This window comes from Paraburkholderia sp. 40, assembly GCF_050434105.1.
GTDB lineage: Bacteria > Pseudomonadota > Gammaproteobacteria > Burkholderiales > Burkholderiaceae > Paraburkholderia > Paraburkholderia tuberum.
The window spans coordinates 1,995,686-2,016,866 of record NZ_JBNPVY010000004.1 but is presented as its reverse complement, the minus strand read 5'-3'; the positions used below and the strand labels follow the sequence as shown (position 1 = coordinate 2,016,866).

Below are 21,181 nucleotides of genomic sequence, written 5' to 3'. Positions count from 1 at the left end.
TCGGCTCATTGTACAAAGCCTCGGGCAATCGTGCGGAAGGGAAGGGGGCCGAGTCTCGGCGCCGGGTAGCGCTGCCGCTTTCGACGGACAGGGGAAGAACCTTTTACCGGCTGGCCAGTCAGCGTATTATCGGGCGCCGCGCGTGGCGGAGCGCCGGGATCGTCCGCCGGGCAGCGGATCGATCGCGCGACGGAATAATCTCGACTCAAGCAGAGTTTTAACTGAAGCAGAATAGATGCAATCAGAGGCATCACGAGGCAGACCATGAACATCGATCGATGGACCCGCCGCATCGCGCTGCTGTTCGTCGCGCTGACGGCGCTGCTGTCCGGCTGCACGACCTACGTGACCACGCAGGTCACGGCGTTCTCGGACTGGAGCGCAAGCGACGCGACGCGCACCTATGCGTTCACGCGGCACGAGGATCAGAAGAACAATCTCGAACTGAGCGCGTACGAGCGGATTGTCGCGAACGAGCTCGCCTTGCACGCGTTCCGCGAAGTCTCGCACGACGACGCGCGCTATCTGGTCGAGCTCGCCTATGGCATCCGCTCGGACATCGTGAGCGTCGCGCAGCCGGTCTACTACAACCCGTGGCCCGGTCCTTACTGGGGCCGGCCGTTCGATCCGTGGGGACCGTGGGGGCCTTTCCCGGCGACATACGTGAACCAGAGCTACCCGGTGTTCACGCATCTGCTCGGCATCCGGATCACCGAGCGCGTAAGCGGCCGGGAGGTCTACAACGTCACGGCGCGCAATGTCGACGAGGAGTCGTCGCTGGTGCGGGCGATGCCATATCTGGCGCGTAGCGCGCTGGCTGCTTTCCCGCTGGCCAACGGCGCGGTGCACACCGTGAAGATTCCGCTCGGCGGCGGCGGTGGCGGCGGCGACGCCAACGAAGTGTCGCTGCCGGCGGCCACGCCCCCCGCGGGCGCGGCGTCGGCGCCGAAGGCCGCGCAGTAGCTCAGACCCCGACCCCGAACAACGCCATCGCGCCCAGCACGACGAACATCACCGCGGCGATGCCGTGCACGAGCCTGGTCGGCAGGCGATGCGCGAAGCGGTCGCCGAGCAGGATCGCCGGCACGTTCGCGATCATCATGCCGAGCGTCGTGCCGGCCACCACGCCGAAGAAATCGTGAAAGCGCGCGGCGAGGGCGACCGTCGCAATCTGCGTCTTGTCGCCCATTTCCGCGAGGAAGAACGTGACGACCGTCGCGCCGAACACCCCGAAGTGCGTGCGGTTCGTGTTGGCTTCCTCGTCGTCGAGCTTGTCGGGCACGAGAATCCACAGCCCCATGCCGATAAACGACGCCGCCAGCGCCCAGCGCATGATGGTCGGCGTCAGCATCGAGCCGAGCCACGCGCCGAGCGCGCCGGCTCCCGCGTGATTGATCAGCGTCGCTGCGAGCACGCCGAGAATGATCGGCACGGGCTTGCGATAGCGCGCGGCCAGCACGAGCGACAGCAGTTGCGTCTTGTCGCCGATCTCGGCGAGCGCGACCGCTCCGGTCGAAATCAGAAAAGCTTGATTCACGTTGAATGGATTCCTCGGGCCGAAGATGAACGAGCGACGACCCACGACACGCCGGGCCCTGTTGCGGCGCGTGTGGATCATCGGTCTCGCCAGGCCAGAGGCTGCGACTGCCATGGCCGTGCAGGCCAAGTCTGTTGACAGTCGCCCCCGCGAACCACACGTGCGACGCACCGGCGAAGCGGTGCGGACGTGCCGCGGGGCGGCTACTCCCCAATGAGGGCCGGAGTATAGCAGGCGCGGGCGCATCGTTGCCACGAATGTTGTTTGCCCGGACGACGCGGCGTCGGTGTTTTCGCTCTGCGTCTTATTCGAAGAAAGACGAATGAAAGGTTTTTCGTCGGTTCCGGCGGCATTGTCGCGCCAGCGCCGACGCACGAGATCGCCTTCCGGTGCGTCGTCGCGGCCGGTCTTGTCAAACCGTCTAACAATGTGTTGCGTGACAGGCGCGGATACAGATGGATACGTCTTTCCTCGCCGATCTGATTCAAAATACTTGGTACTATTCGGCCACAAAAGGAGCCCGAGCCGCTATCCACTACACCGATTGTCAGGGGCGCCTGACAAATCGGGCCCGATCGCCGGTGCTGCATTCCCTGACAGGCAGACTGGTCGGTCCCGGGTTGGAACTTCCCGATCCGCGCGGCGGCGCTCGCCGTGACGGCTGTGTATTCCGTCAGGCGCTTGAGCCCCTTCCCCGTTTCCACGCGCGAACACCTATATGCCCGATCTGCACTGGACCATTCCGGTCGGTCGCTGGTCTAGCTGGCCGGCTACCTCGTCTGCCGCGCCCGATATCGGCTTCATAGAGCCGATCGTGCGGCGGCGTCTCAGCACGCTGTCCAAGGTGGCGCTCAAGGTCGCGCACGACTGCGTCGCGCAGGAACCCGCGCGCGTGGTGTTCGCTTCGCGGCACGGGGAGTTGCGGCGTACCACCGACATCCTGCGCAGCATCAGCGCCGGCGAGCCGGTGTCGCCGACCGCCTTCAGCCTGTCGGTGTTGAACGCGATGACCGGCGTGTTCGGGATTGCGCGCGGCGACCGCTCGGCCGCGAGCGCGGTATCGGCTGGAGCGCAGACGCTCGGCTATGCGCTGCTCGAAGCGTACGCGCAATACGCGACGCAACCGGATGCGCCGGTGCTGCTGGTGTATGCCGACGAACCGGCCGATCTCGCGTACGGCACGATCGAAGACGAAGTGCACGGCGGTGCGATCGCGGTGTTGCTCGACAAAGATGCGTCGGCTGGGCGCGTTGTTTGCTCTTTGACCCGCGCGGACGAGGAGGTGGCCGAGCAACGCGGCGACCCGCGATCCGCGTTGAGCGACGCCCCGAGCTTTCCGACCCAGAGCCAGGCGATGCTGCACTGCCTCGAAACCGGCCAGCCCGCGCGCTGGCAGCGCGCGGGCGCGCTGTGGCACTGGAGGTGGGATGAGCGCGCGGCTTGATTACGCGTGGCGTTTTTGCGCGACTGGCCTCGCTTTCGTCGCGTTCGGCGTGTGCGGCGTGCTGTTTTCTGTGCTCGTGTTTCCGCTCGCGTGGCTGTGGCCGCATCGCGCATCGCGGCAGCGCGCGGTGACCGTCGTGATTCACCGGTTTTTCCGCGCGCTCGTCGCGGTGCTGCGCGGTCTCGGCGTGATGGAACTCGAAGTGACCGGCGCCGAGGCGTTGTGCGCGGGCGGGCCGGCGATCGTCGTCGCGAATCACCCGACTTACCTCGACGTGATGGTTCTGCTGTCGTTGTCGCCGCGCGCGTGCTGCGTCGTGAAGCACGCGCACTGGCACAACCCGTGTTTCTGGGGCGTCGTGCGCGCGGCCGAATACGTGAGCAACGCGGACGCGATCGCGCTCGTCGAGGCCGGCGCGAAGCAGCTCGCGGCCGGCTATACGATGATCATTTTTCCGGAAGGCGCGCGCAGCCCGGCGCCGAACCGGCTGCACGCGTTTTCGCGCGGATTCGCGCACATGGCGCTGAAGGCCGGCGCGCCGATCGTGCCGGTATTGATGGATTGCGATCCGCCCGCGTTCACGCGGCAGATGCGCTGGTACGACGTGCCGGCGCGCGCTTTCCGGATGCGCGTGAACGTGCTCGCGCCGCTTGGCGTCGACGAGCTGGCCGCGCACGACACCACCGCGGCCATTGCGGCGCGCAGTGTGACGAATGCCGTAGAAGCCCACATTACCCAGCACCTGTTCGACTATGGATTCTTTAAAACTGGAAATTAAAAAGCTTCTGATCGAAGCCCTCGATCTCGAAGACCTGAGCCCCGCCGATATCGACGACGACGCCCCGTTGTTCGGTTCCGACGGCATCGGTCTCGATTCGATCGACGCGCTCGAAATCGGCATCGTGCTGCGCAAACAATACCAATTGACCATCGTGGCGAACGACGAACGCACGCGCGAGCACTTTCGCTCGATCAACACGCTTGCCGCGTTGGTCGAGAGTCGGCGCGAAGCGGCGCACGCTGCGAACGAAACCGCAAGGAAGGGGGTTTAATCGTGACCGAGACTGAGATTCTTGAGCGCATTCGCGCGATCTTTCAGGAAAACTTCGCGATCGAGCCGCAGCGCGTGACGCCCGACGCTCACCTGTTCGAAGACCTCGATCTCGACAGCATCGACGCGGTCGATCTCGCGATCAAGCTGCAGGAGATGACCGGCCGCCGCATCAAGCCGGAGAACTTCAAATCCGTGCGCACGGTCGGCGACGTGATCGGCGCGGTCGAATCGCTGCTCGCGGCGCAAGGCTGATGCCGGTCGCGCACCCGCGCACGCAGATGTCGCAGCCACGTCCCGCCGCAAGCGAATCCGGCGCGCGGCCTCACTGGAGCAGGACCGTCCTGCAGGTGCTGCTGAAACTCGCTTACCCCGCGCTGATCTTGTGCGCATGGCGCTGGGACGCGCCGCGTCTCGTCGGCGGCATGCTGCTGGTGACTTTGTGGCTGCAGCGCTGGGCCGGCGGCGGTCCGGTTGCGATGTCGCTGCGGCAGCTTTCCACGCTCGACTGGAGCGTGGTGGCGATGCTGAGCTGCGCATCGGCGACGATCGTCGTCACCGATAGCGAGCTGCTGCTGCGCTTCTATCCGTCGCTCGTCAATCTCGGTTTGCTGATCGCGTTCGGCGCGACGCTCGTGCGCGGGCCGTCGATGATCGAAAAATTTGCGCGCCTCGGCAGTCCCGATCTGCCGCCGGGTGCGGTGCGCTATACGCGGCGCGTGACCCAGGTCTGGTGCGTTTTCTTCGTGCTGAACGGCGCGTTTTCCGTCTACACCGCGCTCTATTGGAGCCGCGCGGCCTGGTCGCTGTACAACGGCGCGATCGCCTATGCACTGATCGGCGCGCTGCTGGCGGGCGAATACGTATGGCGACGTCTGTTCGTGCTGCCGCGCGCCGCGCGAGCGGATTCGGAGGCCGCCTGATGCTCGCGTTGCATGATCTGTTGTCGGCCGATGCCGCCCTTGCGACGTCCGCCGCACCGGTGTGCCGCGATGGCGCCGTGCTGCTCGATCGCGCGGCATTTCGCGCGCGCGTCGAGCGCTTGATCGAGCTCGTGCGAACGCCCGACGCGCGGCGCTGCGCGCTCTGCATCGACGATCCGTTCGAGTTCGCCTGCGCATTGTTCGCGCTGTTCGCCTGCGGCAAGGAGCCGGTGATTCCGGCCAATGCAACGCCGGGCTATCTCGCCGATCTCGCGGACGCCTACGACTTCCTGCTGACGGATGCGGATCTGCCGCCGTTCGTCGCAGCGACGCATCGCACGGCTCACACCGCCCACCCGATCGACGCCCACGCGCCGATGACGCTCTACACATCCGGCAGCAGCGGCACGCCGAAGCCGATCCGCAAGACGCTCGCGCAATTCAACGCCGAAGTCCACACGCTCGAACGGCAATGGGGCGCATTGCTCGGCGACGCGACGATGCTCGCGAGCGTGCCGCATCACCACATCTACGGTTTGCTGTTTCGCGTGTTGTGGCCGCTCGCGGCCGGCCGCGCCTTCGATCGCGCGATCGGCGTCGAGCCGCTGCAACTGCAGGCGCGCATCGCGCAATGCGGCGCGACGGCGGTGGTGTCGACGCCCGCGCAGCTGTCGCGTTGGCCCGCGTTGCCGGGCTTCGCCGCGCTTACGTCCGCGCCGCGCGCGTTCTTTTCGTCGGGTGGCCCGCTCGCGGCCGACGCCGCGCTGGCCTATGCGGCGAGCTACGGCGCGGCGCCGCTCGAAATCTACGGCAGCACGGAAACCGGCGGGATCGCGTGGCGGCGTCAGGATCAGGGCGACGCGTGGCAGCCGGTCGCCGGCGCCGAGGTGCGCCGCGACGACGACGGCGCGCTGTGCGTGCGCTCGCCGCATCTCGACCACGACGGCTGGCATCGCACCGGCGATCGCATCGCGTTCGATGCCGACGGGCGCTTCCGCTTGCAAGGGCGCCTTGACCGCGTGCTGAAGCTCGGCGGCAAGCGCGTCTCGCTGCCGGAACTCGAGGCGCGTCTCGCGCTGCATCCGTATGTCGCGCAGGCGGCGCTGGTGCCGCTCATAGGCGCGTCGCGCGAACGCGTCGGCGCGGTGGTCGCGCTGACCGAAGCGGGCGGCGCTGCGTTGTGCGACGAAGGCCGCGTCGCGCTGGCGAAAGCGCTGCGCCGGCATCTGGCCGATTACTTCGATGCGGTCGTGCTGCCGCGTCATTGGCGTTTTCGCGTGAGCCTGCCATTCGACGCGCGCGGCAAGCTGCCCGCGAGCGCGGTTGCGGCCGCGTTCGCGCCGCTCGCCGAGGGCATGGAAGTGCTCGCCGAAACGCGCGTCGGCGACACGCTGCACTACGTGCTGCGCGTGCCGCAGTCACTCCAGCATTTCGCCGGCCACTTTCCGGGTCTGCCGATTCTGCCGGGCGTCGTGCAGGTCGACTGGGCAGCGCGGCTCGCGGCCGGGCATTGGCCGCGCGTGCGAGAGGTGGCGTCGGTCGACCGCCTGAAGTTCATGGCGCCGGTGTCGCCCGGTGCGGTGCTCGAGCTCACGCTCGCCTATGATGCCGCGCGCCGGCGTGTGCAGTTCGCGTACCGGCTCGACGGACGCGAATGCGCGTCGGGCTTGCTCGTGCATCGGGAGGACGCGTGATGACGTTCGCGCCCTGCATCGTCATTCCGATCTACAACCACAAGGACGCGATCGGTGCGAGCGTCGCGCATCTCGCGGTGCACGGCCTGCCGATCTTCGTCGTCGACGACGGCAGCGACGCGCCGACCCAGCGGGTACTCGCCGCGCTCGCGCTGCAATACGCACAGCAGATGACCCTGCTGCGTCTGCCGGCAAACGGCGGCAAGGGCGCGGCAGTGATGGCGGGCCTGCGCGCGGCGCGCGCCGCGGGCTACACGCACGCGCTGCAGATCGACGCCGACGGCCAGCACGATGCGACCGACGTGCCGCGCTTCATCGATGCCGCGCGCGCCGAACCCGGCGCGGTGATTCTCGGCCGTCCGATCTACGACGACAGCGTGCCGAAGGCACGTCTGTACGGCCGCTATCTGACCCACGTGTGGGTGTGGATCGAGACGCTGTCGCTGACGATTCGCGATTCGATGTGCGGCTTTCGTCTATATCCGCTCGCGCTCGCGTGCGAACTGATCGACAGCGTGCGACTGCCCACGCGCATGGACTTCGACATCGAGATCCTCGTGCGTCTCTACTGGCGCCGCGCCGCGTTCCGCTCGATCCCGACGCGCGTGACCTACGCGGCCGACGGCGTGTCGCATTTCGACGTGCTGTGGGACAACATCCGAATCAGCCGCAGCCATACGCGGCTCGTGTTCGGGATGTTGTGGCGTCTGCCGATGCTGCTCGCGCACAAGCTGATGCCGCGCCGCGGCGCGCTGGCCGACGCCGCCGATGAACCCCGGCCCGAAGCCTGGTGGCGCATCGCCGAACGCGGCAGCCGCCTCGGCATGAGCCTGCTCGCGTTGAGCTGCAAGCTGTTCGGCCGCCGCTTCACCGCGCTGTGGCTGCATCCAGTCGTCGCGTATTTTCTGCTGACGGGCCGCGCGGCGCGCGCCGCTTCAGACAACTACTTCGCGCATCTGAACGCGGCCGCGCCGTCGGTGGAAACGCCGCGCCCGGGCTGGCTGTCCGCGTATCGCCATATGCTCGCGTTCGCGCAATCGGGCTTCGACAAGCTCGCCGCGTGGACCGGCCGCGTCGACGACACCGACGTCACGTTCGACGATCCTGCGGCGTTCGAAGCACTGATCGCGAGCGGCAAGGGCGCGCTCGTGATCGGCGCGCACCTCGGCAATCTGGAGATGATGCGCGCGCTCGCCATCCGCGGCGAACACGCGAAGGTCACGGCGGTCGTCTACACCGGGCACGCGCGCCGCTTCAATGAGGTGCTGGCGTCGTCGAATCGCGACTTCGCGCGGCATCTCCTCGAAGTCGGCGACTTCGGTCCCGAGACGGCGGTGCTGATGCAGCAGCGCATCGATGCCGGCGAACTGCTGGTGATCGTCGGCGATCGGGTGCCAGCGCGCGAGGCGGGACGCACCACCGACGCGCAATTTCTCGGCGCGAGCGCGCCGTTCGCGCAAGGACCCTACGTGCTCGCGCATGCGCTCGGCTGTCCGGTCTACCTGTTCTTCTGCCTGAAGGAAAGCGACGGTTACCGCATGTATTTCGAGCCGTTCGCCGAGCGCATCGAGCTGCCGCGCCGCGAACGCGCGCAGCATCTGGCAGCGTGGGCGCAACGCTACGCGCTGCGCCTCGAACACTATTGCCGCAAGGCCCCTTACCAATGGTTCAATTTCTTCGATTTCTGGGCCAGCCCCGAGCGAGGCGCAAATGGCCGACCATGACCTGAACGATGTGCGGCACGCACGCGCTGTTACGAGTGCCGCGGCGCATGTGGATGCCGGTGCCGCTGCCGATCGCGCGCCGGTCGTCGTCGGTGCACGCCGACTGACGATAGAAGAGGTTGTCGCGATTGCGCGGCAACGTGCGTGCGTCGCGCTGGGTGACGATCGCCAGGGAGTCAACGCATGAGCGAGTCCGCGAAAACGCAGCACGTGCTAGCCGCGAGCGCGACCGTCGAAGTGCCGTTTCACGACGTCGACGCGATGAACGTGTGCTGGCATGGCAACTATCTGAAGTACTTCGAGTTGGGCCGCGCGGCGCTGTTGCGAGCGTTCGATTACGACTATCGCCAGATGCGGGCGTCCGGCTATCTGTGGCCGATCGTCGAGGCGCATCTGAGGTACGTGCGGGCCGCCGTGTACGGACAGAAGATCGAAGTGCGCGCGCAACTGCTCGAATACGAAAACCGCCTGAAAATAGGCTATGAAATCGTCGATTGCGCATCGGGCGCGCGGCTCACGAAGGGCTATACGATCCAGGTCGCCGTCGATGCCGCCACCGAGGAATTGCAGTTCGTGTCGCCGCCGGTCGTATTCGAAAAACTGGAGCGCGTATGGGGACGGTGAACCGGTGCGCGCTGGGAGCGCTCGTGTCGCGGCTGGCGGGGGCGATCGTCGCAATAGGGGCGCTTGCATTGGCAGCGGCGTCGGCCGATGCGACCACCGCCAGCAATACGGCTCCAGCCGCCAACGCCGCCAACAACGCCAACGCCGCGCTCGTCTCGCAGATCGCCGCGCATCTCGCGCAGCCGAAGGGCGTGCGCGCGCAATTCACGCAGACGCAGACGCTTGCCGCGATGAAGCAGCCGCTCGTCAGCAACGGCACCTTGCTGTTCTTCCGTGAGCGCGGCGTGATCTGGCGGATCGATACGCCATACAAGGCCACCTACGTGATCACTGACGCTGGCGTCGCGCAGGTCGACGCCAGCGGCCGCCGCGTGAGCACGCATAGCGCGCAGGGCACCCGTGGCGTCGCGCAAGTGTCGAAGATGATGCGCGCGATGCTCGGCGGCGATCTGTCGGCGCTGTACTCGCAGTTCGACGTGAGCGCCGAAGGCAGCGCCGCGCAATGGCGCATGCGACTCACGCCGAATCAACCGCAGCTCGCGCAATCGATCAAGGGCCTCGACATGAGCGGCGGCGATTATCTGCAAAACCTGCGCATCACGCTCGCGAACGGCGACGTGACGAAGCTCGAGTTCGCGAACAGCACGGCCGTTGCCGAGCCGACGCCGGACGAGCGCAGCCTGTTCGGAGCGCCGTGATGGACATGCCGCAGCAGCGAACCGCGAAACATGCGTGGGGCGTGCGCGCCACATGGCTCGTGCTCGCGCTGCTGGCGGCGCTGTATTGCGGCTGGCGCTTCGTCGGAGCGTCGCCGCTCGAAACCGATCTGCTCGCGCTGCTGCCCGCGACCGAAGCGGACCCGGTCGCCGAGAAAGCGGTCGACACGCTCGCGAGCGCGCTCGGCGATCGCACCGTGCTGCTCGTCACGAGCCGCGACGATGCGCACGCGAAAGCGGCCGCGAAGCAGCTGGGCGCGTCGCTGCAAAAGAGCGGCGCATTCGCATCGGTGACGGCCGAACTGCCGCCGTTCGACCTGTCGCAGATCTCGGCGCTGTATTTGCCATACCGCTTCGGCCTGCTCGCGCCGGCCGATCGCACCGCGCTCGCGACCGCGCGTGCGACGACGCTGCACGACATGCTCGCGCAGCGCATCTACAGCCCGCTGCAAGGCGGCCTCAGTACGCAACTCGCCGACGATCCGTTCGGCTGGCTCGAACGCTGGCTCGGCAATCTGCCGCTCGCGACGTCGAATCTCGAAGTCGAGGACAACCTGCTGGTGTCGCATCGTCACGACGCGCATGGCGACATGACCAGCGTGCTGGTCATCGCGACGCTGCCGGGCTCCGCCTACGAAACGAAGACGCAGCGCGCGGTACACGCGGCGCTCGCCGATGCGGAAAGCGCGTTGCGTCAGACGTTCCCCGACGTATCGGTTGCACGCACGGGCGCCGTGTTCTACGCCGAGGCCGCGCGCAGCGCTTCCGAACGCGAGGTGCACGTGATCGGCATCGCGTCGCTCGCCGGCATCGCGCTGCTGATGATGTGGGTGTTCCGCTCGCCGCGTCTGTTGCTGCTCGGCTTCGTATCGACCGCGCTCGGCATCGTCTGCGCGCTCGCGGCGACGCTGCTGGTCTTCGGCAAGCTGCATCTGTTGACGCTCGTGTTCGGCGCGAGCCTGATCGGCGAGGCTGTCGATTACTCGATCCAGTATTTCGTCGTCTATCTCGGCGCGGGCCGCGACTGGGATGCGCGGCTCGGCGCGCGGAGGGTACGGCCCGCGCTGGGCGTTGCGCTGGCGACGAGCCTGCTCGGCTACGCGATCCTGATGTGGGTGCCGTTCCCCGCGTTGAAGCAGATCGCGTGCTTCGCGATGGTGGGCATTACGACCGCGTTCGCGTCGGTGCTGTGGCTGCTTCCCGCGCTGCTCACGCGCGCCCCGAAGCACAGCCCTCGGCGCCTGTTCGCGGGCGCGGCGCGGCTGCTCGCGCGCTGGCAGCATGCGCTCGGCGGCAAGCGCGCTTGGCTGGTCGCCGCGCTGCTGCTGATCGCGTCGGTGCCCGGCTGGCTGCGTCTGAGCAGCGACGACGACATCCATCTGCTGATCCAGCGCGATGCGTCGCTGGCCGCGCAGGAAGACACGGTGCGCGAGGCGGTCGGCGTCGATAACAGCGCGCAGTTTTTCGTCGTGCGCGGCGCGACCCAGGAAGCGGTGCTGCAACGCGCCGAAGCGCTCGGTGCGAAGCTCGATGCGCTGAACGGCAGCGCCGATAGCGTCGGCGGCTACCAGTCGGTCGCGCAGTTCGTGCCGTCCGCGCAACGTCAGCGCGAGGATCGCGCGCTGCTCGCGCAGCATGTGTTCGGCGACTCCGCCGCGTTGCGTGCGACGCTGCTGCAAGCGGGCTTCAAGGACGAAGTCGCCGATGCGTGGCTCGCCGGCTTCGCTCAGCCGCCCGCGCCGCTGACCGTCGAGCGCTGGATCGCGGCGCCGTGGTCGCAGCCGTATCGGCATCTGTGGCTCGGCGCGGTGGGATCGAACGACAAGAATCGGGCTCATCAACCTGGCTACGCGGCCGTCGTGATCCCGCAAGGCGTGACGCCGCGCAACGAGCCCGCGCTGATCGCGCTCGCGCGCGGCCTGCCCGGCGTCGTGTTCGTCGATAAGGCCGCGAGCGTGTCGAGGCTGTTCGGCGCGTATCGCGTGGATAGCGGCTGGTGGCTCGGCGGCGCGCTCGTGCTCGTGTGCGTGCTGCTGATGCTGCGCTACGGCGCGCGCGGGGGTATCGCCACGACCTTGCCCGTGCTGTTCGCGGTCGGCGTCGCGCTGGCGGTGTTCGGCTACGCGGGCGTGCCGCTCAATCTGTTCAACTGGCTCGCGCTGATGCTGGTGCTTGGCGTCGGCGCAAACTATGCGGTGTTCCTGCGCGAAGGCTGCGCGCGCGCAGAGGCGGATCTCGGCGCGGTGTGGACCGGCGTGCTGCTGTCGGCGGCGACCACGTTGTTGTCGTTCGGCATGCTCGGCATGAGCGCGATGCCCGCGCTCAAAAGCTTCGGCGCCACGCTCGCGCTCGGCATCGCGGTGGCGGTGCTGCTCGCGCCTCTTGGCATGCCATCGGCAGCGCGCTCGGGCAAGTCATCGGAACCACGGGGGGCGGCATGAAAGCGCCAACAGTTTATTTGCACGCGCTAGGCATGATCAACGCGCTCGGCGGCGACGTCGAAGAGATCGTGCCGGCGCTCGCCGCCGCGCGCTCGCCCGGCATGGGCAATGTGCATACCGGCATCGGCGACGCGTTCGTCGGCAGCGTGCTCGCGCCGCTCGATCTCGCGCCGCGCGCCGACCTCGCGCGCTACGACTGCCGCAACAACCGGCTGCTGCTCGCGGCGCTCGCGCAGATCGCGCCGGCGCTCGAAGCCGCGCGCGAGCGCTACGGCCCACAGCGCATCGGCATCGTGCTCGGCACCAGCACGTCGGGCATCGAGGCGGCCGAAACCGCGTTCGTCTATCACGCACGAGCCGGCGCGTTGCCGGCCAACTTCAACTATCGGCAAATGGAAATCGGCACCGCCGCGCCGTTCGCTGCCGCCGCGCTCGGCGTGCACGGGCCGGCGTTTACGATTTCGACCGCGTGTACGTCGAGCGCGAAGGCGCTCGCGTCGGCGCGTCGGCTGCTGCAATTGCAGCTATGCGATGCGGTTGTCGTCGGTGGTGTCGATTCGCTATGCGAATTGACGGTGCAGGGCTTTGCGTCGCTCGAATCGACCAGCAGCGCGCGCACCAATCCGATGAGCCGCAATCGCCGCGGCATCAACGTCGGCGAAGGGGCGGCCGTGTTCCTGATGAGCCGCGACGAAGCGGCGGTGCGGCTCGCGGGCCTCGGCGAATCGAGCGACGCGCATCATATTTCGGCGCCGGACCCGCAGGGCGTCGGTGGCGAACTCGCGCTTCGCGAAGCGCTCGCGGACGCGGGCATCGCGGCCTCGGCGGTCGGCTATGTGAATCTGCACGCGACCGCCACGCAGAAAAACGACGAAATGGAAGCGCATCTGATGGCGCGCGTGTTCCCCGGCGGCGTCGCCGCGAGCGGCACCAAGCCGTTGACCGGCCACCAGCTCGGCGCGGCCGGCGCGACCGAACTCGGCTTCGCGTGGCTCACGCTCGCGCGCGAGAACGCGACGCTGCCGCCGCATCTATGGGACGGCGAGGCCGATCCGGCGCTGCCCGCGCTCGATCTCGTCGCGGGCGCGCGCCATCTGCCGCGCGGCACGGGCACGCAGTACGCGATGAGCAATTCGTTCGCGTTCGGCGGCAGCAATGTCAGCCTGATTCTCGCCCGGTAAAGCGCATGACGACTCCGCCACTCACTGTCGAGCAACTCGTGCGTGAGCCGATCGAGGCGATCATCCCGCATCGCGGCAGCATGCTGCTGCTCGATGCGATCGACACGTTCGCCGACACCACGCTGAGCGCCTTCGCCAACGTCGACCCGCACGCATGGTATGCCGACGCCGCCGGCGCGATGCCCGCGTGGATCGGCGTCGAGCTGATGGCGCAGGCGATCGCCGCGCACATCGCGCTCGTCGCGATGCGCGGCGGGGGCCATGCGCGTCCCGGCGTGCTGCTCGGCTCGCGCAGCTATCAGGCCTTGCAGCCGGTGTTCCAGAGCGGCGCGCGTTTGCGCGTTCACGTGAGCGAGCTGCTGCGCAGCGACGCAGGCCACAGTGCCTACGAATGCACGATCGACGACGGCGACGCGCGCTGTGCCGAAGCGGTGATCAAGGTGTTTCAACCGCCCGATTTCCAGTCATTCATCGAAGGGAGTATCAGTTCATGAGCCGGCGAGTTCTCGTTACTGGCGCAAGCCGCGGCATCGGCCGCGCGATTGCGTACAAGTTGGCCGCCGACGGTTTCGCCGTGACCGTGCATTGCCGCACCGGACGCAGCGAAGCCGACGCGGTCGCGACGGGCATCGCCGCGCAGGGCGGCACGGCGCGCGTGCTGCAATTCGACGTGCGCGAGCGCGCCGTGTGCCGCGAGGCGCTCGAAGCCGACGTCGCCGCGCACGGTGCTTACTACGGCATCGTGTGCAGCGCGGGTGTCACGCGCGACGCGGCGTTTCCGGCGCTCACCGAAGAAGACTGGGACGTCGTGATCGAAACCGGCCTCGATGCCTTCTACAACGTCGTGCATCCGCTGACGATGCCGATGGTGCGCGCGCGCCAGGGCGGCCGTATCGTCACGATCGCGTCGGTGTCGGGCGTGATGGGCAATCGCGGCCAGGTCAATTACAGCGCCGCGAAAGCGGGACTGATCGGCGCGAGCAAGGCGCTCGCGGTCGAACTCGCGTCGCGCAACATCACCGTCAATTGCGTCGCGCCGGGGTTGATCGAAACCGGCATGCTCGAACAGGTGACGCTCGATCACGCGCTGAAGACCGTGCCGATGAACCGCGTCGGCCAGCCGGCGGAGGTCGCGTCGGTGGTGAGCTTTCTGATGTCGGATGGCGCGTCGTATGTGACGCGCCAGGTGATCGGCGTGAACGGCGGGATGGTCTGATGAAGCGCGTCGTCATCACCGGCATGGGCGGCGTGACTGCGTTCGGCGATAGCTGGGACGCGGTTCAAGCGCGCCTGAAGCGCGGCGAGAACGCGGTGCGGCGCATGACCGGGTGGGATTTTTTCGAGTCGCTGCATACGCGGCTCGCGTGTCCGCTGCCCGGCTTCACGACCCCCGCGCATTATCCGCGCAAGAAGGTGCGCTCGATGGGCCCGGTGTCGCTGTACTCGGTGCGCGCGAGCGAACTCGCGCTCGCCGACGCGGGCCTCGCCGACGACACGAGCATCGCCGACGGCCGCATGGGCGTCGCGTACGGTTCGTCGTCGGGCTCGGTGCAGCCTATCCGCGCGTTCGGCACGATGCTCGAAACCGGCTTGATGAGCAACGTCACGTCGAACAGCTACGTGCAGATGATGCCGCACACGACGGCCGTCAACGTGAGCCTGTTCTGGGACCTCAAAGGCCGCATCATCCCGACCTCGTGCGCGTGCGCGTCGGGCAGCCAGGCGATCGGCTATGCGTACGAGGCGATCCAGTCCGGCAAACAGACGCTGATGCTCGCGGGCGGCGCGGAAGAGCTGTCGGGTCCCGCGGTCGCCGTGTTCGACACGCTGTACGCGACCAGCACGCGCAACGACGAGCCGCATCTGACGCCGCGTCCGTTCGATGCCGCGCGCGACGGCCTCGTGGTCGGCGAGGGCGCGGCGACGCTCGTCCTCGAAGAATACGAGCATGCGCTGGCGCGCGGCGCGCGGATTCACGCGGAAGTGGTCGGCTTCGGCTGCAACTCGGACGGCGCGCACATGACGCAACCCACCGCCGACACGATGGCGCTCGCGATGCAACTCGCGCTGCGCGACGCGCAATTGCCACCCGAAGCGATTGCCTACGTGAACGCGCACGGTACGTCGACCGATCGCGGCGACATCGCCGAAAGCCATGCGACCGCGCAGACCTTCGGCGCGCGCATGCCGATCAGCTCGCTGAAAAGCTATGTGGGCCATACGCTAGGCGCGTGCGGCGCGATCGAGGCGTGGTGGACGATCGAGATGATGAAGCGCAATTGGTACGTGCCCACCCTGAATCTCGACCACCTCGATCCGGCTTGCGCGCCGCTGGATTACATCGTCGGCGGCGCGCGCGAGATCGACGCCGAGTACGTGATGAGCAACAACTTCGCGTTCGGCGGCATCAACACGTCGCTGATCTTCCGGCGCGTTCGATGAGTACAGGCCTGCAACGCGTGGTCGTGACCGGCATGGGCATCGTGTCGTGTCTCGGCAATACGCTCGACCAGGTCTGCGCGGCGTTGCGCGCGGGGCACTCGCGAATCGAACGTATCGATGCGTGGCGCGAGCGCGGGTTTGCGTCGCAAGTCGCGGGCGTGGCGTCGGTCGCGCACGAGGCGCCGTTCGAGCGCAAGCTCGAACGCTTCATGGGCGACACCGCGCGCTTTGCATGCCACGCGGCGCGACGCGCGATCGACGATGCAAGGCTCGACCTCGCTTCATTGCAGTCGCCGCGCGCGGGTGTCGTGATCGGCTCGGGCGTCGGCACGATGGCGAGCTACGACGCGGCGCTCGCGATCGCGCAAACGCGCGGCGTCGACAGGGTGCCGCCGTACACGGTGCCGCATACGATGAGCAGCACCGCGTCGGCAAACGTCGCGCAGATGTTCGGGCTCGAAGGCGTCAGCTATTCGCCGTCATCGGCATGCACGACGTCGGCGCTCGCGATCGGGCAGGCGATGCAGCTGATCCAGACCGGCCGCCAGCAGATCGTGCTCGCGGGCGGCAGCGAAGCGCTGCACGACAACACGACGCTGATGTTCGACGCGATGGGCGCGTTGTCGCGCCGCTTCAACGACATGCCCCGGAGCGCGTCGCGACCGTACGATACGCAGCGCGACGGTTTCGTGATCGCATCGGGCGGTGGTGTGCTCGTGCTCGAAGCGCTCGATCATGCGCTCGCGCGCGGCGCGCGCATCTACGCGGAACTGAGCGGCTTCGGCGATTGCACCGATCGCGCGGGCATGGTCGCGCCGCGTGCGGCCGGCATCGCGCGCGCGATGCGCGGCGCGCTCGAGCAGGCGGGCCAGCGTCCCGATTACGTGAACACGCATGCGCCGTCGACGCCGCTCGGCGATCTCGAAGACCTGCACGCGTTGCGCGACGTGTTCGGTGCATCGGCGCAAGGGTTGCCCGCGTTTTCGTCGACCAAGGGCATGACCGGACATTCGCTCGGCGCGTGCGGCGCGCACGAAGCGATCTATACGCTGTTGATGATGCGTGACGGCTTCATCGCGGCGACCGCGCTGGTCGATACGCCGGAGCCGCAAGTGCGGGACATGCCGCTCGTGCGCGTGACGCGCGACGTGCGCATCGACACGGCGATGTCGGTTTCTTTCGGGTTCGGCGGGAGTTGCGCGAGCCTGATGTTCGAAGCGTGGCGAGGCTCGCATACGGCGCGGCAACGCACGCAAACCGTTGGAGGAGTGATTTGAACAGCGATTCTTCAAAGCGGACCGCGGTCGACGTCGCGATCATCGGTGCGGGTCCCGCCGGCGCGGTGGCCGCTGCGCTGCTGCGTAAGGCGGGCCGCTCGGTGCTGGTGCTGGAGCGTCAGCACTTTCCGCGCTTCTCGATCGGCGAGAGCCTGTTGCCACAAAGCATGGCGTACCTCGAAGAGGCCGGCATGCTGCAGGCCGTCGTCGAGGCGGGCTTCCAGTACAAGAACGGCGCGCACTTCGTATATCGCGACCAGAGCTCGTCGTTCGACTTTCGCGACAAGCATTCGCCGGGCTGGGGCACCACGTACCAGGTCGAGCGCGCGGTGTTCGACGACGTGCTGATTCGCTGCGCGGCCGCGCAGGGTGCCGACGTGCGGTTCGGCCACACGGTGAGCGCGGTGCGCACGGGCGCGGCACCGGTGCTCGACGTCGTCGATGAAAGTGCCTGCGCGTATCGGGTCGAAGCGCATTTCGTGCTCGATGCGAGCGGCTTCGGGCGCGTGCTGCCGCGCCTGCTGAAGCTGGAGGCGCCGACGCGCATGCCGACGCGCGCCGCATTGTTCACGCACGTGCGCGACGGGCTCGCGCTCGACGACATCGATCGCAACAAGATCTGCATCGCGACGCATCCCGAGCGTCGCGACGTGTGGTTCTGGATGATTCCGCTCGCGGGCGGCCGTTCTTCGGTGGGATGTGTCGCCGAGGCGAGTTTTCTCGAGGTGCCCGAAACACAGCGCGAGGCGACGCTGCGCGCGCTGATCCGGCAGGAGCCGACGCTGAACCGTCTGATCGGGCAGGCGCCGTTCCTGATGCCGGTGCGGCAGATCGGCGGCTACGCGGCGAATGTCACGAGTCTGCATGGGCCGGGCTATGCGCTGCTCGGCAATGCGGGCGAGTTTCTCGATCCGGTGTTTTCGTCGGGCGTGACGATCGCGCTGCGCTCCGCGCATCTGGCGGCGCGCGCGCTGAATCGGCAGCTCGACGGCGCGACGGTCGACTGGTCAGCCGATTACGACGGGCCGTTGCGCAAGGGCATCGATACGTTCCGCGCATTCGTCGAGCGCTGGTACACGGGCGAGCTGCAGGACATCATCTACTACCCCGAACAGTCGCCGACGATCTGTCGCATGATCTGCGCGGTGCTCGCCGGCTATGCGTGGGACGAGTCGAATCCGTATGTCGCGGACCCGGTGCGGCGGCTCAACGCGTTGCACGAGGTGTGCAAGGCGGGCTGAGGCGGGCCGCCGCTTTGGGCGTGTCCCAGGGGATCGAGGGCAGTTGAGGTTTTGGGCTGTCGCCCATATACGGACAACCCCGAGCACGGTATCTATCTGGATGCTGCCAATCCGGGCAGCAACTTCAAATAGATCGTCGACACGCCTATGTCCTTGTCCGTATTTGAAATGCACTCCGTGGAGCTGCGCTGTCAAAGGCCCCTCGGTGCCTGTTATGTCATCTGCGATGAGCGGCACTACAAGGCGTGCCTCGGAAGGGCCGCAGACCTTCAGAAGGCCAAGGCGGAGACCCAGGAATTTCTCAGTATTGCCACATTGAATCAGAGAAAGTGGGAGGAGGACCTAACGCTGGTCAGGCGTCTCATTGATCGTCAGTTGCTGGCGTTTGATGGTGTGCGAAACTGGAACCCCAACACCGATGGCTGGTGGATCATTAATGCGCTTCTCGACGATCTGCGCAGAGGTGCTCGTCTTGCCATTAAAGGCCCTCGGGCTGACCTGTTTCCATGCCCCCCACAGCACACCGTTGAGCAATCTCGCGGCGAGGGCCGTCGGTCTCCCGAGCGGGGAACTCATGCTATCCGGCCGGGCTGATCCAGCCACCCGGCAAACCGGGCTGATTGCTCCACACGCGGCCACGGCAGTCAGCAGCAGCGACGGCGATCTGGCCCACGATGCGGGCGCCTCAACACTGCTCGGCGATGCCCAGCCGTTCGCATACCACGCTAACGACTTGTCGCGGGACTCGACGGAACTGGCTGGAATCCCGTTTGAGGGTATGCCCAACACGTGGGTTGAGAACGCGCCGGGGAAAAAGAAGCAACGGCGGATGTACGGTTCACAAGGGACGCCGACCATTGATATTGACTTCGACAACCATCATGGTCAGCCAAATCCGCACGCCCACAACTGGGACGACCAGGGCCGCGATCACGGCTGGCCGGTCTCCATACTTCCATAGGACAAGCCACCATGACCATCACAGATGCACTGGAACAGTTCGGCGGTTTTCATGACTGGCACCTGGATGCGATTGCGACCAGCAAGGAAGGTGGCGCCAATACACCAAACGTACTAACACTTGGGTTGTACGATGAGAGCCGGCGCGCAACCGTTACCTTTCTTGGAGTGACGCGCGCGAGCATCATTGATGGTGGATTGTTGAACATCGTCAATTCGATCGAGGTGTTGAAACCCGGTGATAAGGCATACGCCGCGGCAATCGAGGTACTCAAGAAATCCGCGCATTTTGGAAAGCGCCGTGCCGACCATATCGCATACGTTTTCTCAACGGTTGGCGCTGAGATTGCCGTCGAATTTGAGGCGCTCGAAATTGACACTGAATAGCCAATTTGTGAGCACTCGCGGACCAGGACGCGCACTAGCGTTTCTTCTGCAATTGGGGCGTCTCAACCGAAGCTGGTGTCAAGCCGCGATCTTCGCGCGCCCCGGCACGCGCTGGCGCGCGTCGTCGCGGCGATGCACGCACTTGCCGGCCGCATACGTTTCATACACGGCGCGATCGTCGCCGAGCAGCGCGAACGCGAACAGCAGCTCCTCGAGCGATTCGCGCCGCGCGGTGCGGCGCGCGAGCAGCGGCGTCGCCTGCGGATCGAGCACGACGAAGTCCGCTTCCGAGCCGTCCCTCAGGGTGCCGATCTTGTCGCCGAGATCGAGCGCTTCGGCCGCGCCGGCGGTCGCGAGATAGAACATGCGCGTCGCCGTCAGATGATGGCCGCCGAGGCGCGCAACCTTGTGCGCTTCGTTCATCGTCTGCAGCATCGAGAACGACGTGCCGCCGCCGACATCGGTCGCGAGCGCGATCGGCATGCCGGCCGAGTCGGCCTTGTCGAAGTCGAACAGGCCGCTGCCGAGGAACAGGTTCGATGTCGGGCAGTGCGACGCGAGCGCGCCGGTTTGCGCCATGCGCTTGCGGTCCTCGTCGTCGAGGTAGATGCAATGGCCGTACACCGCGCGACGACGCAAGAGCCCATAGTGATCGTAGATGTCGAGATAGCTGCGGTGGCCGGGGAACAGCTCGGCGACCCATTTCACCTCATCGGTGTTCTCGGCCACGTGGCTTTGAATGAACACGTCCGGATGCAGCCGCACGAGCGCGCCGCATGCTTCGAGCTGCGCTTCGGTCGAGGTCGGCGCGAAGCGCGGCGTCAGAGCGTACATCTGGCGGCCGCGATCGTGCCAGCGGCCGATCAGCTCGGCGCTGTCGTCGTAGCCCGATTGCGCGGTGTCGCGCAGGAACGCGGGGCAGTGGCGGTCCATCAGCACCTTGCCCGCGACCATGCGCAGATTGCGCGCTTCGCTCTCGGCGAAGAGGGCGTCGGCGGATTCCTTGTGCACCGTGCAGTACACGAGCGCGGTCGTCGTGCCGCAGGCGAGCAGTTCGTCGAGGAAAAAGCTCGCCGTGTCGCGGGCGTGCGCGATGTCGGCGAAGCGGCGCTCGGTTGGGAACGTGTACGTGTCGAGCCACGGCAGCAGACCCGGCGCCGGCGACGCGATCATGTCGGTCTGCGGATAGTGGATGTGGGTATCGATGAAGCCCGGCACGATCAGCTTGTCGCGCCGCTCCACGACCTGCGTACCGGGCGCGAGCCGCGACGCGAGCGCCGCATACGCGTCCGCCGCGACGACGCGGCCGTCTTCCACGATCAGGAGACCGTCCTCGTGGAACACCACGGCGTTCGGCGCGTGCGCCGGATCGCCGTTGAAGGTCAGCAGAGGGGCGCGGAATGCCGCTTGCGCCGCTTGCGCGGTATGAGCCGATTCAGTCATGGAAAAGCTGTCTCCGAATGTTGAAAGCTGGGCGGCGCAGGCAGCCGCAGCGGCAGCGGCTTCCCGGTTCGGGTCGTTGCCGTTTGCCCGAACGAA

At 67.1% G+C, this 21,181-nt stretch carries 21 protein-coding genes, 1 pseudogene and 1 riboswitch; of the genes and pseudogenes, 20 read left to right on the top strand and 2 right to left on the bottom strand.

Going from position 1 to position 21,181, the window contains the following annotated elements:
* Nucleotides 1-264: 264 nt before the first annotated feature.
* A complete protein-coding gene (locus tag OKW28_RS30985; protein WP_429451234.1) occupies nucleotides 265-963 on the top strand; it encodes a DUF4136 domain-containing protein in 699 nt (232 codons plus the stop codon).
* Between the two features lies 1 nt (nucleotide 964).
* On the opposite strand, the gene OKW28_RS30980 is transcribed toward OKW28_RS30985, so the two are convergent.
* Nucleotides 965-1,537 carry a TMEM165/GDT1 family protein gene (locus tag OKW28_RS30980; RefSeq protein ID WP_429451232.1) on the bottom strand — a complete coding sequence of 191 codons (573 nt, stop codon included), beginning with the start codon at nucleotides 1,535-1,537 and terminating at the stop codon, nucleotides 965-967.
* Between the two features lie 10 nt (nucleotides 1,538-1,547).
* A riboswitch (yybP-ykoY riboswitch) is annotated at nucleotides 1,548-1,761 on the bottom strand.
* 494 nt (nucleotides 1,762-2,255) lie between these two features.
* Here OKW28_RS30980 and OKW28_RS30975 point away from each other — a divergent pair.
* The 19 genes and pseudogenes from OKW28_RS30975 to OKW28_RS30885 all read left to right on the top strand — a co-directional run bounded on the left by OKW28_RS30975 (nucleotide 2,256) and on the right by OKW28_RS30885 (nucleotide 19,642).
* Complete coding sequence (locus tag OKW28_RS30975; RefSeq protein ID WP_429451231.1) at nucleotides 2,256-2,981, top strand: beta-ketoacyl synthase chain length factor; 726 nt, start codon at nucleotides 2,256-2,258, stop codon at nucleotides 2,979-2,981.
* Nucleotides 2,965-3,759: a lysophospholipid acyltransferase family protein gene (locus OKW28_RS30970; protein WP_429451230.1), complete on the top strand. Its 795-nt coding sequence runs from the start codon at nucleotides 2,965-2,967 to the stop codon at nucleotides 3,757-3,759. The genes OKW28_RS30975 and OKW28_RS30970 overlap by 17 nt, the downstream gene beginning before the upstream one ends.
* Entirely contained in the window at nucleotides 3,734-4,033 is a 300-nt protein-coding gene (locus OKW28_RS30965; RefSeq protein ID WP_429451228.1) for a phosphopantetheine-binding protein, read from the top strand. Before OKW28_RS30970 ends, OKW28_RS30965 begins: the two co-directional genes overlap by 26 nt.
* A 2-nt stretch (nucleotides 4,034-4,035) precedes the next feature.
* Nucleotides 4,036-4,287: an acyl carrier protein gene (locus tag OKW28_RS30960; RefSeq protein WP_013090186.1), complete on the top strand. Its 252-nt coding sequence runs from the start codon at nucleotides 4,036-4,038 to the stop codon at nucleotides 4,285-4,287.
* A complete protein-coding gene (locus OKW28_RS30955; RefSeq protein WP_429451227.1) occupies nucleotides 4,287-4,955 on the top strand; it encodes a hypothetical protein in 669 nt (222 codons plus the stop codon). Before OKW28_RS30960 ends, OKW28_RS30955 begins: the two co-directional genes overlap by 1 nt.
* Nucleotides 4,955-6,649, top strand: a complete 1,695-nt coding sequence (locus OKW28_RS30950) for an AMP-binding protein (protein ID WP_429451225.1) — start codon at nucleotides 4,955-4,957, stop codon at nucleotides 6,647-6,649. Before OKW28_RS30955 ends, OKW28_RS30950 begins: the two co-directional genes overlap by 1 nt.
* Nucleotides 6,649-8,373: a glycosyltransferase family 2 protein gene (locus OKW28_RS30945; protein ID WP_429451224.1), complete on the top strand. Its 1,725-nt coding sequence runs from the start codon at nucleotides 6,649-6,651 to the stop codon at nucleotides 8,371-8,373. The genes OKW28_RS30950 and OKW28_RS30945 overlap by 1 nt, the downstream gene beginning before the upstream one ends.
* Nucleotides 8,360-8,539, top strand: a pseudogene (locus OKW28_RS30940) (histidine ammonia-lyase); the annotation flags it as partial. The gene OKW28_RS30945 and the pseudogene OKW28_RS30940, both read left to right, overlap by 14 nt.
* Before the next feature lie 17 nt (nucleotides 8,540-8,556).
* Entirely contained in the window at nucleotides 8,557-8,997 is a 441-nt protein-coding gene (locus OKW28_RS30935; RefSeq protein ID WP_429451223.1) for an acyl-CoA thioesterase, read from the top strand.
* Nucleotides 8,985-9,695, top strand: a complete 711-nt coding sequence (locus OKW28_RS30930; RefSeq protein WP_429451221.1) for an outer membrane lipoprotein carrier protein LolA — start codon at nucleotides 8,985-8,987, stop codon at nucleotides 9,693-9,695. Before OKW28_RS30935 ends, OKW28_RS30930 begins: the two co-directional genes overlap by 13 nt.
* Nucleotides 9,695-12,154 carry an MMPL family transporter gene (locus tag OKW28_RS30925; RefSeq protein ID WP_429451220.1) on the top strand — a complete coding sequence of 820 codons (2,460 nt, stop codon included), beginning with the start codon at nucleotides 9,695-9,697 and terminating at the stop codon, nucleotides 12,152-12,154. The genes OKW28_RS30930 and OKW28_RS30925 overlap by 1 nt, the downstream gene beginning before the upstream one ends.
* Nucleotides 12,151-13,335: a beta-ketoacyl-[acyl-carrier-protein] synthase family protein gene (locus tag OKW28_RS30920; RefSeq protein WP_429451218.1), complete on the top strand. Its 1,185-nt coding sequence runs from the start codon at nucleotides 12,151-12,153 to the stop codon at nucleotides 13,333-13,335. The genes OKW28_RS30925 and OKW28_RS30920 overlap by 4 nt, the downstream gene beginning before the upstream one ends.
* 5 nt (nucleotides 13,336-13,340) lie before the next feature.
* A complete protein-coding gene (locus OKW28_RS30915) occupies nucleotides 13,341-13,829 on the top strand; it encodes a hotdog family protein (RefSeq protein WP_429451216.1) in 489 nt (162 codons plus the stop codon).
* The gene (locus tag OKW28_RS30910; RefSeq protein WP_429451215.1) at nucleotides 13,826-14,551 is read left to right on the top strand and encodes a 3-ketoacyl-ACP reductase FabG2; all 726 of its coding nucleotides are present in this window, start codon (nucleotides 13,826-13,828) and stop codon (nucleotides 14,549-14,551) included. Before OKW28_RS30915 ends, OKW28_RS30910 begins: the two co-directional genes overlap by 4 nt.
* Nucleotides 14,551-15,777, top strand: coding sequence for a beta-ketoacyl-ACP synthase (locus OKW28_RS30905; RefSeq protein ID WP_429451213.1), 1,227 nt, complete (start codon nucleotides 14,551-14,553; stop codon nucleotides 15,775-15,777). The genes OKW28_RS30910 and OKW28_RS30905 overlap by 1 nt, the downstream gene beginning before the upstream one ends.
* Nucleotides 15,774-17,054, top strand: coding sequence for a beta-ketoacyl-[acyl-carrier-protein] synthase family protein (locus tag OKW28_RS30900; protein ID WP_429451212.1), 1,281 nt, complete (start codon nucleotides 15,774-15,776; stop codon nucleotides 17,052-17,054). The genes OKW28_RS30905 and OKW28_RS30900 overlap by 4 nt, the downstream gene beginning before the upstream one ends.
* Nucleotides 17,051-18,295: an NAD(P)/FAD-dependent oxidoreductase gene (locus OKW28_RS30895; RefSeq protein ID WP_429451210.1), complete on the top strand. Its 1,245-nt coding sequence runs from the start codon at nucleotides 17,051-17,053 to the stop codon at nucleotides 18,293-18,295. The genes OKW28_RS30900 and OKW28_RS30895 overlap by 4 nt, the downstream gene beginning before the upstream one ends.
* 436 nt (nucleotides 18,296-18,731) lie before the next feature.
* A complete protein-coding gene (locus tag OKW28_RS30890) occupies nucleotides 18,732-19,256 on the top strand; it encodes a hypothetical protein (protein WP_429451208.1) in 525 nt (174 codons plus the stop codon).
* A gap of 11 nt (nucleotides 19,257-19,267) precedes the next feature.
* Nucleotides 19,268-19,642: a hypothetical protein gene (locus OKW28_RS30885; protein ID WP_429451206.1), complete on the top strand. Its 375-nt coding sequence runs from the start codon at nucleotides 19,268-19,270 to the stop codon at nucleotides 19,640-19,642.
* 78 nt (nucleotides 19,643-19,720) lie between these two features.
* Here the strand turns inward: OKW28_RS30885 and guaD are convergent, their stop codons facing one another.
* A complete protein-coding gene (gene guaD / locus OKW28_RS30880) occupies nucleotides 19,721-21,085 on the bottom strand; it encodes a guanine deaminase (RefSeq protein WP_429451204.1) in 1,365 nt (454 codons plus the stop codon).
* Nucleotides 21,086-21,181 lie beyond the last annotated feature (96 nt).